The sequence below is a fragment of the Fodinicola feengrottensis genome (assembly GCF_010993775.1).
Taxonomy (GTDB): domain Bacteria; phylum Actinomycetota; class Actinomycetes; order Mycobacteriales; family HKI-0501; genus Fodinicola; species Fodinicola feengrottensis.
The window spans coordinates 1-12,361 of sequence record NZ_WOTO01000055.1; the positions used below are offsets into that span (position 1 = coordinate 1).

The following is a 12,361-nucleotide window of genomic DNA, read 5'->3' on the forward strand; positions in this document are numbered from 1 at the left end:
GGGGACATCACCGCGACCGCCGCACCATCCGTCGTGGGATGGTGTCCGAGCGTGACGTCGTACGCAGGTTGCATGACAGCGGAGACGGGCTGCTGGAGCGGCCGGTCGCCGACATCATGAGCCGGAAGGTCACCAGCTGCGCGCCTGGCGACGCGGTGGACGACATCATGCGGGTCATGACGGACCGGCGGATCCGGCACGTGCCGGTGGTCGAGGACGGCCACCTGATCGGCATCGTCAGCATCGGCGACATCGTGAAGAGCCGGATCGGTGAGCTGGAGGAGCACCGCTCGCATCTGGAGGCCTACATCGCGAGCGGCGGCTGACCTGCCTCCTGCCTTGCCCTCGACGAATCGGGGCAAGGCAAGGATGGGGAAGTTGTTACTGAAGTGGTCAATGATTGTTTGCGTGACAATTGTTCTCATGCGCTGCGCGATTTTTCGTGCGTACAACTCACATTCGGTGCGGATAATTTGCTTCGACGCCAGGGGTGGATGATTGACTAGGCTCAATGTGTGACGCGTTGCTTCCTTCGTTTTCACGTGCCGAACGGGTGTGCTGCACCGCGATGGCCGGTGAACCGTGGTTGAATGGGACTTCGAATCACAACGGTGTGATTTACCGATGCCCCTTCCGTCCATGCCCTTGAGCTGGGGATACGACGGACCGCTGGAGAACACGTCGACGAAGACGAGGAGCGAGATGGACGCCGCGGTCAACAGGCTGCCTGCCGAGCTCAGCGCCCCCGAACAAGCCGCCGAGCCCGCTCCCGCTGCGAAGCCGGCGGCCGGGCCTGACCCGGAAGCCAACGACGACTGTGGGTTGACCCGCCGCGAGCGCGAGGTCCTCGCCTTCGAACGCAAGTGGTGGCAGTACGCCGGCGCCAAGGAGCAGGCGATCCGTGACCTGTTCACGATGTCCGGAACCCGCTACTACCAGGTGCTGAACGCGCTCATCGACCGTCCCGAGGCGCTCGCGTACGACCCGATGCTGGTCAAACACTGCGCCGGCTCCGGGCCGCCCGCCAACGGGCTCGCTCCGCTCGCCGCCTCGGCATCGAGCTGTAGCCCCTCGTCCGCAATGCCCCGTTGCTTGCGCCAGCCGCAAGGAACGGGGCCGTTGCGTTGCGGACGTCTCCCGGGATCCGGTGGCCAGGTTCGGACGTCGTCGCCGGAGGTCTTTTCGAAACGGCAAATTCCGGCCCCGCACCGGGCAGGGCCGACTGTAGGCTCCGGCTTGCCCTTCGGGGCACCACCGTTTCGTGAGCTTCCGGAAGGGGCGGCCGTGCGGCGCCACTGGAGATTCCTCGTGCCGCTCGCGGCAGTCCTCGCGAGCCTGCTGGCGCTGACCCTCTCGCCGGTCGCGACCTTCGCCGCGCCCGGCGTGTTGCCGTACGTGCACGGCACGTCGACCGAACCGGTGTATTCGTACCAGAACGCCATCCGGGAGAGCGTCTGGGTTCAGACGCCGAACGACAGCGACAAGGACGGCAAGCCCGACCGGGTACGGGTGGACATCGTCCGGCCCCGCGAGGCGGCTAGCACCGGCGTCAAGGTGCCGGTCATCCTGGAGGCCTCGCCGTATTACAGCTGCTGTGGCCGGGGCAACGAAAGCCAGCTCAAGGGCTATGCGGCGGACGGCACGGTCAACGCCATGCCGCTTTACTACGACAACTACTTCGTGCCGCGTGGGTACGCCTTCGCCGCGGTCGACCTGAGCGGCACCAACAAGTCGCAGGGCTGCCCGGACGTGGGCGGACCGGCCGAGGTCGGCAGCGCCAAGGCGGTGGTCGACTGGCTGAATGGCCGCGCGCTTGGCTTCAACGCCGACGGCAGCCCGGCCAAAGCGACCTGGACCACCGGCAAGACCGGCATGATCGGCAAGTCGTGGGACGGCAGCATCGCCAACGGGGTCGCCGCCACCGGTGTGCCGGGCCTGGAGACGATCGTGCCGATCTCGTCGATCTCCAGCTGGTACGACTACCAGCGGTTCGGCGGGGGGTGCTGCGCGCTCCCGGCTATGTCACGTACCTGGGCGGCCTGGTCAACGGCCGTGCGCAGGGCGTCTGTGAGCCGCAGATCGACGCCGCGCAGGCGGCCAGCGACGACAGTACGGGCAACTACAACGCGTATTGGGCGGCCCGGGACTACCGGTCGACCGTCAACAAGGTGCACGCGAGCGTCTTCGTCGTCCACGGCATCAACGACCTGAACGTGACCACCTCGCAGTTCGGTCGCTGGTGGCAGGACCTCGCCGCGCGGGGCGTGCCGCGCAAGATCTGGATCTCCCAGCAGGGCCACGTCGACCCGTTCGACATCCGTCGTACGCAGTGGGTGGACACCCTGCACCAGTGGTTCGACTACTGGCTGCAGGGCCTGCACAACGGTGTCATGTCACAGCCGATGGCCTCCATCGAGCGGCCGTCCGGCGAGTGGACCACCGCGTCCACCTGGCCAGCGATTGGCGCGGTCGACAAGCCGGTCTTCCTCGGCGACGGCGATGGCACCACCGGCACCCTCGGTGGGTTCCCGTCAGGAGCCGTACGCACCTTCACCGATGACCCGAACCTGCTGGAAGGCGCCGCGGTCGCCAACCCGAACCAGCCGCTGGCGTCCCGGGCGGTGTTCCTGTCCGGCAAGCTCACCCAGCCGCTGCGGATCTCCGGCATCCCGAGCGTCACGCTGCGGGTCAAGGTCAACAAGCCGACCACCGAGCTGACCGCGCGGCTGGTCGACTACGGCGCCCAGCACCGGGTCGACTACCTGTCGGACGGGTCCGGCATCCACACGCTGGCCACCAAGTCCTGTTACGGCGAGTCCACCGCGACCGACAGCGCCTGCTATCTGGACACCGCGGTCGACTACACGGACAGCAACGTGGATGTGCTGACCCGTGGCTGGAAGGACGCGGCGCACTCCGTCAGCCTGAAGACCGTCACGCCGCTGCAGCCGAACCGCTGGTACACCGTCACAGTGCCGATGGACGCGTACGACACGGTCGTCCAGCCGGGTCACTCGCTCGGTTTGGTGGTGGTCGGGAGTGACACCGACAGCACCTCGCCGACGACCACTGGGGCCACCGTGCAGGTCTCGCTGGCCGGCAGTTACCTGCTGCTTCCGAGCATCGGCAACCTGCCGTTCGTACGGACCGCCCCGCAGATCGGTACGACGACGCTCAAGGCGCAGGCGTTGCGGCGGCCGGAACGCAACGGCGACTTCCGCTAAAGAGGGCGCGTAATGGGCCGCCGAGTGCGCTCGGCGGCCCATTTGCGCGTCAGTACGCTGACGGGATGGACAGGATCGTACGGCCGGCCACGCGCGCGGATGTGGCGGAGTTGTCCGAGGTGCTGGGACGCGCTTTCTATGACGATCCGCCGTTCGTGTGGGTGCTGCCAGACGACGACGTACGGCGGCGCAAGCTTGCCGGCCTGTTCCGGTTGTTGCTGACCAGCGTGCACCTGGCCAGGGGCGGCTGCGAGGTGTGCGTACGGGACGGCCGGATCACCGCCGGCACGATGTGGGACCCGCCGGATGACTGGCAGACGTCGACCGTCACCGAGTTGATGCAGCTCCCCAGCCTGATGGTGCTGCTCGGCCGGCATTTCTTCGCCGGCATCCGGGGCCTGAGCGCCCTCAACCTGCTCGCCGACGTACACCCACACGAGCCGCACTGGTATCTGGGTGTGATCGGCACCGACCCGGCCGCTCAGGGTGGCGGCTTCGGGCGCGCACTCATGGAGTCGCGGCTGTCCCGGTGCGACGAGACCGGTATCCCGGCTTATCTGGAGTCATCCAAGGAAAGCAACATCCCGTACTACGAACGTTTTGGCTTCGAGGTACGGGACAAGGTCACGCTGCCGCGCGGCGGCCCCAGCATCTATCCGATGTGGCGCGATCCGGCCGGGTGAATTCTGGCTGGGGATAATGACAAAAGGGTTTTCCAACGTGGAACATTCGGGCCGGGTAATGCCAGGTCGGGAAATAACGCGTTTTGTTTTGGCGAACCGCTTCCGCGCCGGTGAATCTCAGGGTATGACATTCATTGACCGGCTAGCGGGTCGGACGGCAACAAATCTCCACGTCGTGCGGATCCACGACACGAGATGACTGGGCGAGCAGGAGTGACCCGCGGATCTCACGGTGTCTGAAATCCACGTCTTCTTGAGGGAGAAGCATGTCCACAATCCTGCGCCGCAGCCTGCACCTCGCCATCCTCACCGCCTCCGCCGCAGCCGTTATCGCAGCTGGAAGCCCCGCTTCGGCGTCGGCGCTGGCGGCCGGCGCGCACGTACCAGCCACCATCGCCGCCCCGGCGGCCTGCTCGATTCCCGCCAACGCCAACGACGGCGTACTTAAGACCCTGAAGACCGTCGGCGACAGCCGGCACGTCACCGCCAAGGTCCGGCTCGCGATGTTCGAAACCGCGTGGGTCGAGTCGCACGCGAACAACCTGGGCTGCGGCACCGGCGACTCGGTCGGCGTCTTCCAGCAGTCGCCCAGCAACGGCTGGGGCACCAAAGCCCAGTGCATGAACGTCACGCACGCGGCCGGCAAGTTCCTCGACCAGGCCATCCCGAACTCCGCCAACCACCCCAGCTGGACCGCCGGCCACGTCGCCCAGAGCGTCCAGCGCTCGGCCTACCCGGACCGCTATGACGCCGCCCAGACCAAGGCCAACGCCCTGATCGCCCGCTCCAGGACTCTCTAGCCCGCTCGCGAGGGTGACGTTCTGGGGTCGAAATGCTGCGTTTTGGCACCCCAGAACGTCACCCTCGCGAGGGTTCACCTCAGCGGTTCCTCAGCAAGACGTCCGTACCTTTGTCGAGTGTCGACTCGACTGCGCCAGCTGCTGACCAGACGCCGGCTGGTGCCGGTCATCGTGGTCCTGGTCCTGGTGGCCGCGGCCATCACCTGGCTGGCGTGGCCGGCCGGTGGGGCATTCCACCGGGTGCCGGCGATGGTGGCGGTGCAGACCGGGCCGGGCGGGCGGCAGACCCGTCGAGCTGGACACCACGACGTACGTGCCGGACAAGGCCTCGGCTGGTACGCCGGTGCCAGCGGTGTTGCTGGCGCATGGCTTTGGCGGCTCAAAGCTGAGCGTGGCCGCCGATGCCGAAAAAAACTGGCTGGTCAGGGCTATCTGGTGGTGACGTGGAGTGCCGAGGGATTCGGGGCTTCCGGCGGGCGGATTCACCTGGACAGCCCGGATTACGAGGTGTCGGACGCGAGCCGGCTGATCGACCGGCTGGCCGCTCGTACGGACGTGATCCACGACCGGGGCGGCGACCCGCGGGTCGCGGTGGTCGGCGGTTCGTACGGCGGCGCCCTCGCGTTGCTGCTCGCCGCTGACGACCACCGGGTCGACGCGGTGGTCGCGCAGATCACCTGGAACGACCTCGGGAAGTCCTTCTTTCCCAACGCGGCCGGCGGTCCGGCCGCCAGCGGAGTCTTCAAGAAACTGTGGGCCGGGCTGTTTTTCAGCACCGGCATGACTCGCAGGGACAGCCGGCCGGCGCCGACCCGAGCGCGCCGCCGGTCACGCCGACGGTTGCCGATCCGCGCTGCGGCCGGTTCGCCGTGGATCTTTGTGACGCCTATCTGCAGGCGTCCACGACTGGGCAGCTCAGCCCGGCTTTGACGCAGTTGTTGGCAAAGTCGAGTCCGGCTTCGGTGCTGTCCAAGATCAGCGCGCCAACGCTGCTCGTACAGGGGCAGACCGACTCGCTTTTCCCGCTGTCGGAGGCAAACGCGAACGCGGCCGGCATCGCCGCCACTGGTACGCCGGTCAAGGTGACCTGGTTTCCGGGCGGCCATGACGGTGGCTCGCCGTCCGACGATGTCACCGTGCAACAGCAGACGCTGGGCTGGCTGAATCAGTACGCGGCCCGTGACGGCGTCACCAACGACGCCAGTTTTTTTCCTTCAGCAACAGCGGAGACCTGAACCTGCAGACCGGCCGGACCGCGACCACCGAGCTCGCCGCGGCCAGCTATCGGGGATTTTCGGCTCTGGAGCACCGGAACGGCTCACTCTCAGTGGCCGACCGCAGAATATTGCCGCGCCACCGAACGGAAATCCGGCGGCGATCTCCAGCCTGCCCGGCCTCGGCTCGGCCGGCGCGCTGGCGAGTCGTGCGCTTGGGGCCGGTGGCGACCTGCCCGGCCAGGTCGCCTTCTTCTCCACTCCGGTGCTGGCACAGGCTGTTTCACTGACAGGTTCGGCGCAGCTGCAACTGAAGGTCGCCGCTCCGAGCGGCTCGGCGGTTTTGTTCGTACGACTGGAAGACCTGTCGACCAGCGGCCGCCCGAGCCTGCCACAGGGACTGGTCGCGCCGGTCCGGCTGACCGGTCTCGCGGCCACCCTGGATCAGGCCAAACCGGTGACCATCACGTTGCCGGCGCTCGCGTACCGTTTCCAGGCGGGGCACCAGATCCGGGTCGCGGTGTCGACCACGGACCAGGCTTATGCGATGCCGGTGCAGCCGGCCAGCTACCAGATCGGATCGGCCTTGGCTCCGGGCAGCTGACCATCCCGCAGGTGACCACTGTCGGGACCGGCTCCGGGTGGTTCTGGCCGGGTGTGCTGGGCGTGCTGGTTTTGGTGCTGGTCCTCGCGGTCACCGCGATCGCGATGGTGGCCCGCTGGCGGCGCGGCCGCGCGGTGTCCACTGTGGACGAAGAGGTGGCCGACCGGCCGCTGGTGGTCCGCCAGCTCCGCAAGGCGTACGACGACGGGTTCGTCGCGGTCCGGGACGTGTCGTTTTCGGTACGCCGTCACCAGGTCGTCGGTTTGCTCGGCCCGAACGGCGCCGGCAAGACCACTGTCCTGCGTACGATGATGGGCCTGATTCAGCCCACCGCTGGGGAAATCCTGCTTTACGGGCATCGGGTGAAGCCGGGCGCGCCGGTGCTGTCCCGGATCGGCTCGCTGGTGGAGGGCACCGGATTCCTGCCGCATCTTTCCGGGCTGGACAACCTGAAACTCTACTGGCGGGCCACCGGCGGCCGCCGCGCACGACGCGAAAATGGACGAGGCGCTGGAGTTGGCGGACCTCGGCACGGCGGTCCACCGGGCGGTGCGGACGTACAGTCAGGGCATGCGGCAGCGGCTGGCGATCGCGCAGGCCATGCTCGGAATGCCGGATCTTTTGGTTCTCGATGAGCCAACGAATGGGCTGGATCCACCGCAGATAGCCCACATGCGGCGGATGATGCGCTCGTACGCGACCGATGGCCGCAGCGTGCTGGTGTCCAGTCATCTGCTGGCCGAAGTCGAGCAGACCTGTACGCATGTGGTGGTGATGAACCACGGCGAGGTGGTCGCGGACGGCACCGTCGACGAGGTGACCGGCGAGTCCACGTCGGTGCTGATCGGCGTCGACGATCCGGAGGCCGCGATGGCGTTGCTGCGACACGCGGACGAGGTGCTGACAGCCGAGCTGGCCAGTGGTGGCCTGGTCGTCGAGCTCAATCCGGCGCTGAATGGGCTGTCCCGCGGCGCGCGGTGGTGTCGCGGCTGGTGACGGGCGGCATCCGAGTGGACCGGGTGAGCCCGCGCCGGCACTTGGAGGACGTTTTCCTGCAGTTGGTGGGAGAGGACCGGAAATGACCGCCACGACAGGAAACGTGGCCGTTTCCGGGGCCGCGGCCGGCTATCGGCGCGGGGCGACGCTGTCGTTGATGACCGAGATCCGCCGGCAGTTGAGCCGCCGGCGCACCCAGTATGCACTGGGTTTTATGGTGCTGTTGCCGGTCATTCTGCTGATCGCGTTCCAGTTCGGCGGGCCGAGCTCGGCCAGCGCCACCCGCGGGGTGTCGCTGGTGGACCTAGCCACCTCCGGTGGGCCGAACTTCGCCGCCTTCGTTTTCTACGCGTCGGCCACTTTTCTGCTCGTCGTGGTGGTCGCGCTGTTCTGCGGGGACACCGTCGCCGGCGAGGCGTCATGGGGGAGTTTGCGCTACCTGCTGGCCGCGCCCGTGCCGCGAGCCCGCCTGTTGCTGCAAAAACTGGTGGTCGGATTTCTTTCCACCGCGGTCGCCGTCGTACTTCTGCTGGTATCCGCGGTCATCGGCGGGACCCTGGTCTATGGCTGGCATCCCTTGGAGACCCCGACCGGCGCGCAGATCGGCGCCGGGCAGTCGATGCTGTTGTTGCTGGCAGCAGCCGCATTCATCCTCGTACACCTGTTGATGGTGGGATCGCTGGGATTTCTGCTCTCCGTACGTACGGACCAGCCGCTGCTCGCCGTCGGTGGCGCGGTGATGCTCTACATCATCTCGAACATCCTGGATCTGGTGCCGGCGCTGGAAAACATCCGGCCAGTGCTGCCGACCGCCTACAACCTGGCCTGGCTCGGACTTTTCGCCTCGCCCGTACAACTGGACGACATGGCCAAAGGCGCGATCTCCGCGCTGCTCTATTCGACCGTTTTCCTCGCGCTGGCCTGGCGATCATTCCAGCGCAAGGACATCGTCAGCTGACCCTGCTCCTACTCATAGGCCCAGTTGCTTGATCGTACGCATCACCGGGGCCGACTCGATGTGCCGGATGTCCTCCAGAGCACCCAGGGTTTCGCTGAGATAGCGGTAAAAGTCCGCGCCATCCCGGCAGATCGCCACCGCCAGCAGGTTGGACGTGCCGGTGGTGGCGGCGGCGAAGGCGATCTCCCGGTGGGCTCCGACGGCCTTGCCGACGGCTGCGAGCGCGGACGGCGCGACGGTCAGCCAGAGCATCGCGGAAATCTGGAATCCGAGTGACTTGGGGTCGAACTCGGTGTCGAAAAAAAACAGCACCCCGGTGCCGCGGAGCAATTCTACCCGGCGTTTCGCGCTCGACTCGGACACTCCCACCGCGATCGCCAGCTCGCGGTAGCTGAGCCGGCCGTCCCGCCGCAGCTCGGTCAGCAGCAGCTTGTCGGTCGAGTCCAGCTCGGTGCGCTCGTCGGTCACCGCCGACGCCGGCTGCAGCGCAATGGACTGCTCCGCGCTCAGCGCGTCGGGAGCGCGCCCCCCCCAAGCGAGGCGGCCGCCGTAGAAAATGTGCAGCAAGTTGTGTGCGCTGACCGAGACGATCCGGGGTGTACGCGGAACCTTGTGCAGGAGCAACGCATCGAGCTCGTCGGCGTTGGGGGCGTGCACGATGAAGGCGATCTCGGTGCCGCCGGAGGTGAGCTTCACGTACGACGTGTCCGACCGGCGGGCGATCGAGGCCGCGATCGCCATCGAGGCGTCCGGAGTGCAGCGCAGCCGGATGAACCACACGGTCTGGCCGACCAGCTCCGGCTGCACCCGCCCGAGCACCCGGACACCGGACTCGCGCAGCCGCCGGTAGCGCCGGGCGACGGTCTGGTCGGAGACGCCGAGCACCTCGGCGATCGCGCTGAAGCCGGCCCGCCCGTCGATCAGCAGGGCGTGAAGGACTTGTTCGTCCAGCTCGTCGTACGCGTCGGATTTCATCTGTCCCCGTGATCTGCTGTCGAGAACCGCTGTAGCCGGCCCAGTGGATGGCGGCGAATCCAGTGTGACTGACCGAGAGTGGGTCCGGTCAAGGCGAAATCGAAAAGGACACATAATGCGTAAATGGGGACCGCTGCTCGCGGTCTGTCTCGGCACCACGATGTTGTTGCTGGACGTGACGATCGTGACCGTCGCGCTGCCGGCGATGGCGGCCGGGTTGGGCGTACGGCTGTCCGGGCTGCAGTGGGTCATCGACGTGTACGCGCTGGCGCTGGCCGCTTTCCTGTTGTCCGCCGGATCGTTGGCGGACCTGCTCGGTCGGCGCCGGCTTTTCCTTGCCGGCATGGTGATTTTCGCGGTCGGCTCGCTGGCCTGCGGGCTGGCGCCGACCGCGGGCCTGCTGATCACCGCGCGCGCGGTCCAGGGCGTCGGCGGGGCGGCGATGTTCGCGACCGCGCTTTCCTTGCTGGGCAGCACATATCAGGGCCGGGACCGGGGGACCGCGCTGGGCGTCTGGGGCGCGGTCTCCGGCGCGGCCGCGGCGGCCGGCCCGATCGTGGGCGGTGTGCTCACCGAGTCGCTGGGCTGGCGCTGGATCTTCCTGGTCAACCTGCCGATCTCGGTGGTCGCGGCGGCGCTGACCTGGTTCGTCGTACGGGAAAGCCGTGGCCCGCGCGATCGCCGGATCGACTTCGCCGGCATGGTGACGCTCACCGTGGCGGCTTCGGCGACCACGTACGGCATCATCACCGGCGACGCGAACGGCTGGCTTTCGGCTCGTACCCTCGGAGTCTTCGCGCTGGCGGTGGTCGGCCTGGTTGCTTTCGTGGTGGTGGAACGGAAAATCCAACACCCGATGCTGGATCTGCGGCTGTTTGGCCGGCCCGCGTTCGTCGGGGTGATGCTGGCCGGGTTCGCTTTCCAGGTGGCGTCGTTCAGCGTGCAGCGTGCTCGCGTACGCGTCGATCTGGATGCAGTCGCTGCTGGGATATTCGGCCTTGCGGACCGGGCTGATCCAGGCTCCGCTCAGCGCCGCGTCTTTCGTGGCCTCCCTCCCTACTGGTCGGGCGCCGGCTGCACACCACCTCCCCGCGATACGTCATTGCCGGCGCATTGCTGGTTATCGCGGTCGGGGACTGGGCACAGGTGGTGTTGTCGGGATCGTCCTCCGGATGGGTGTTGATTCCCGGAATGGTGGTCGTCGGCATCGGCGTCGGGGTGATGGCGCCGGCGATTTCCGGAGCCGCGTTGGGCGCGGTCGGGCCCGAACGCGCCGGCATGGCCGGTGGCGCGTTGAACACCGCCCGGCAGCTCGGACTAGCGCTCGGGGTCGCGATTTTTGGCGCGGTCGCGGTGAACGCGGCGCAACACGTACTGGCCGGCCGGGTCGGCGACGCGCACGCGACCGCGCAGGGATTGCTCGGCGGTGCTGGCCAGACGCTGCTTCAGGCAGCACCGGCCTCCTCGCGTGCTGGCCTGGAGGTGGTGCTGCGCGGCGCTTTCGCGAATGGCCTGAATTCCGCGATGCTCGGAGCCGGCCTGGTCGCCTTCCTCGCGGCGGTGGCGGCTTTCGTGTTGATGCGAGCGAAAAAACCTAGTCCGGAAACTTCATCCGGTAGCGATATTCCGGAACTTCGGTCATCGGTGGCCGTTCCTGGGCGCTGACCACCGAATCGACGGCCCGTAGTTCGCCGTCCTCGCGCTGGAACTGGGTGAGCGCCGGCCACAGTGGATGGTCCGGCATCACCCGGGCGGCCACCGTGGACAGGATGGTGGCCGCCATCCGGCCCAGCGCCGCGGTGTCCTGGTGGCCGTGCGTACGCTCACCGAGGTCCACTTGGGCGATCGCGCCGAGTCCGTTTTTTTCCCAGCGTGTCAATCAAAAGCCCGGTCTCCACGCCGTAGCCGGGGGCGAACGGCAGCGACTCCAGCAGGGACCGGCGGGCCGCGTACTCGCCGGCCAGCGGCTGGACCACCCCGGCCAGCTCCGGAAAGAAAGCGCACAGCAGCGGCCGGGCCATCAACTCGGTGACCCGGCCGCCACCGGTCAGTGACACGTCCAGCAGCGGCCGGTCGTAAAAAGCCTTGACCAGCAACGTTTCCGGGTCGGTCAACAGCGGTCCGAGCAGGCCAGTGATGTAATGCTCGCCGAAATCCAGCAAATCCGCGTCGACGTAAACAATTACGTCGCCATGCGTGACATACAAGGCTTTCCAGAGCGCCTCGCCCTTACCGGGCCGCGAGCCGTGGTCGGCGAGCACGTCGTCGCGGTGGAAAACGCTCGCACCGGCCTGCCGGGCCACTTCGGCCGTACGATCGGTGGAACCGGAGTCGAGCACCACGATCTCGTCCACCAGGCTGGTCCGCTCGGCGAGCTTCCCAATGCCCTCGACGATCGTGCCAATGGTGCGTTCCTCGTTCAGCGCCGGCAGCACCACACTGACCACCGTCAGGTCTTTCGCGGCGCGCAACCTCTCGACCGGCCAGTCGCCGGCCGCCGTGGTCTGCTGGGCGAACCAGCGCCGGGCGCGGGGATGCATGGCAACAGTGTGCCGGGTCTGGCCGGCCCCGATAGCGCCCGGTCCCGGCCGTACGCACGGTAACCCGCTGATCGTGCTGGGTGTCCGGCCGGCTGTGACCGGAGTCGCAGCGGATCCGCCGGTTGGCACCGATCGTTGCCCAAGAAGGCAGCGATGAGGGAATAGTGCCCTTCCCGGGCTGGATTTCCGGGTGGCTCGCAGGGTATTCGCCTGTTATGTTCCGGCCGGGTTCTTGGTGCCCGCGTGCCAGCATGGCCGCAGGCCTTCCGCCGGCGATTCCCGCCCACCCTGTTCATCCGAGGAGTTCACGTGTCCGCGATATCCGCGGACCGCGGGCACCGTCCACATCGGTCTACGCACCGCCAGC

General features: G+C 67.5%; 16 protein-coding genes and 2 pseudogenes. 15 read left to right on the plus strand and 3 right to left on the minus strand.

What is annotated here, in order from left to right; all coding sequences use genetic code 11:
* From GNX96_RS37220 to GNX96_RS37255, 13 genes and pseudogenes are all read left to right on the plus strand, one after another.
* On the plus strand, positions 1-326 hold a 326-nt coding region (locus GNX96_RS37220; protein ID WP_163572474.1), incomplete at its 5' end, for a CBS domain-containing protein.
* A 376-nt stretch (positions 327-702) separates the two neighbouring features.
* Positions 703-1,067 (plus strand): annotated as a pseudogene (locus GNX96_RS37225) (DUF3263 domain-containing protein).
* Positions 1,068-1,080: 13 nt separating this feature from the next.
* Positions 1,081-2,211: a CocE/NonD family hydrolase gene (locus GNX96_RS37230; protein ID WP_163572475.1), complete on the plus strand. Its 1,131-nt coding sequence runs from the start codon at positions 1,081-1,083 to the stop codon at positions 2,209-2,211.
* Positions 2,124-2,312: pseudogene (locus GNX96_RS58095) on the plus strand (CocE/NonD family hydrolase); the annotation flags it as partial. The gene GNX96_RS37230 and the pseudogene GNX96_RS58095, both read left to right, overlap by 88 nt.
* Before the next feature lie 78 nt (positions 2,313-2,390).
* Positions 2,391-3,224, plus strand: coding sequence for a CocE/NonD family hydrolase C-terminal non-catalytic domain-containing protein (locus GNX96_RS37235; RefSeq protein ID WP_279582495.1), 834 nt, complete (start codon positions 2,391-2,393; stop codon positions 3,222-3,224).
* Positions 3,225-3,289: 65 nt separating this feature from the next.
* Positions 3,290-3,907 carry a GNAT family N-acetyltransferase gene (locus GNX96_RS37240; RefSeq protein WP_163572477.1) on the plus strand — a complete coding sequence of 206 codons (618 nt, stop codon included), beginning with the start codon at positions 3,290-3,292 and terminating at the stop codon, positions 3,905-3,907.
* A 266-nt stretch (positions 3,908-4,173) separates the two neighbouring features.
* Positions 4,174-4,707, plus strand: coding sequence for a hypothetical protein (locus tag GNX96_RS37245; RefSeq protein ID WP_163572478.1), 534 nt, complete (start codon positions 4,174-4,176; stop codon positions 4,705-4,707).
* A 117-nt stretch (positions 4,708-4,824) separates the two neighbouring features.
* The gene (locus GNX96_RS58100; RefSeq protein ID WP_279582462.1) at positions 4,825-5,637 is read left to right on the plus strand and encodes an alpha/beta fold hydrolase; all 813 of its coding nucleotides are present in this window, start codon (positions 4,825-4,827) and stop codon (positions 5,635-5,637) included.
* A gap of 5 nt (positions 5,638-5,642) precedes the next feature.
* Positions 5,643-5,942 (plus strand): alpha/beta hydrolase family protein, encoded by a 300-nt coding sequence (locus GNX96_RS58105; RefSeq protein WP_279582463.1) that lies wholly within the window; start codon positions 5,643-5,645, stop codon positions 5,940-5,942.
* Positions 5,887-6,525, plus strand: coding sequence for a CocE/NonD family hydrolase C-terminal non-catalytic domain-containing protein (locus GNX96_RS58110; protein WP_279582464.1), 639 nt, complete (start codon positions 5,887-5,889; stop codon positions 6,523-6,525). The genes GNX96_RS58105 and GNX96_RS58110 overlap by 56 nt, the downstream gene beginning before the upstream one ends.
* 11 nt (positions 6,526-6,536) lie before the next feature.
* Positions 6,537-7,160 (plus strand): ATP-binding cassette domain-containing protein, encoded by a 624-nt coding sequence (locus GNX96_RS58115; protein ID WP_279582465.1) that lies wholly within the window; start codon positions 6,537-6,539, stop codon positions 7,158-7,160.
* A complete protein-coding gene (locus tag GNX96_RS58120; RefSeq protein ID WP_390624240.1) occupies positions 7,042-7,521 on the plus strand; it encodes an ATP-binding cassette domain-containing protein in 480 nt (159 codons plus the stop codon). Before GNX96_RS58115 ends, GNX96_RS58120 begins: the two co-directional genes overlap by 119 nt.
* Positions 7,522-7,603: 82 nt before the next feature.
* On the plus strand, positions 7,604-8,479 hold the full coding sequence (locus GNX96_RS37255; protein ID WP_163572479.1) for an ABC transporter permease: 876 nt from the start codon (positions 7,604-7,606) through the stop codon (positions 8,477-8,479).
* 12 nt (positions 8,480-8,491) lie between these two features.
* Here GNX96_RS37255 and GNX96_RS37260 read toward each other — a convergent pair whose 3' ends face one another.
* Positions 8,492-9,454 (minus strand): Lrp/AsnC family transcriptional regulator, encoded by a 963-nt coding sequence (locus tag GNX96_RS37260; protein WP_163572480.1) that lies wholly within the window; start codon positions 9,452-9,454, stop codon positions 8,492-8,494.
* 115 nt (positions 9,455-9,569) lie between these two features.
* Here GNX96_RS37260 and GNX96_RS37265 point away from each other — a divergent pair, with 115 nt between their 5' ends.
* On the plus strand, positions 9,570-10,637 hold the full coding sequence (locus GNX96_RS37265; protein WP_279582467.1) for an MFS transporter: 1,068 nt from the start codon (positions 9,570-9,572) through the stop codon (positions 10,635-10,637).
* Positions 10,634-11,119: an MFS transporter gene (locus GNX96_RS58125; protein ID WP_279582468.1), complete on the plus strand. Its 486-nt coding sequence runs from the start codon at positions 10,634-10,636 to the stop codon at positions 11,117-11,119. Before GNX96_RS37265 ends, GNX96_RS58125 begins: the two co-directional genes overlap by 4 nt.
* Here GNX96_RS58125 and GNX96_RS58130 read toward each other — a convergent pair.
* On the minus strand, positions 11,049-11,291 hold the full coding sequence (locus GNX96_RS58130; protein ID WP_279582469.1) for a glycosyltransferase family protein: 243 nt from the start codon (positions 11,289-11,291) through the stop codon (positions 11,049-11,051). The two genes, GNX96_RS58125 and GNX96_RS58130, sit on opposite strands and share 71 nt — an antisense overlap.
* Entirely contained in the window at positions 11,278-11,994 is a 717-nt protein-coding gene (locus tag GNX96_RS37270; protein WP_279582470.1) for a glucosyl-3-phosphoglycerate synthase, read from the minus strand. Before GNX96_RS37270 ends, GNX96_RS58130 begins: the two co-directional genes overlap by 14 nt.
* Positions 11,995-12,361: the final 367 nt, after the last annotated feature.

Coding starts and splice junctions, on each gene's coding strand:
- GNX96_RS37230 (WP_163572475.1), top strand. CDS start 1,081: ATGCCCCGTTGCTTGCGCCAGCCGCAAGGAACGGGGCCGTTGCGTTGC.
- GNX96_RS37235 (WP_279582495.1), top strand. CDS start 2,391: ATGTCACAGCCGATGGCCTCCATCGAGCGGCCGTCCGGCGAGTGGACC.
- GNX96_RS37240 (WP_163572477.1), top strand. CDS start 3,290: ATGGACAGGATCGTACGGCCGGCCACGCGCGCGGATGTGGCGGAGTTG.
- GNX96_RS37245 (WP_163572478.1), top strand. CDS start 4,174: ATGTCCACAATCCTGCGCCGCAGCCTGCACCTCGCCATCCTCACCGCC.
- GNX96_RS37255 (WP_163572479.1), top strand. CDS start 7,604: ATGACCGCCACGACAGGAAACGTGGCCGTTTCCGGGGCCGCGGCCGGC.
- GNX96_RS37260 (WP_163572480.1), bottom strand. CDS start 9,454: ATGAAATCCGACGCGTACGACGAGCTGGACGAACAAGTCCTTCACGCC.
- GNX96_RS37265 (WP_279582467.1), top strand. CDS start 9,570: ATGCGTAAATGGGGACCGCTGCTCGCGGTCTGTCTCGGCACCACGATG.
- GNX96_RS37270 (WP_279582470.1), bottom strand. CDS start 11,994: ATGCATCCCCGCGCCCGGCGCTGGTTCGCCCAGCAGACCACGGCGGCC.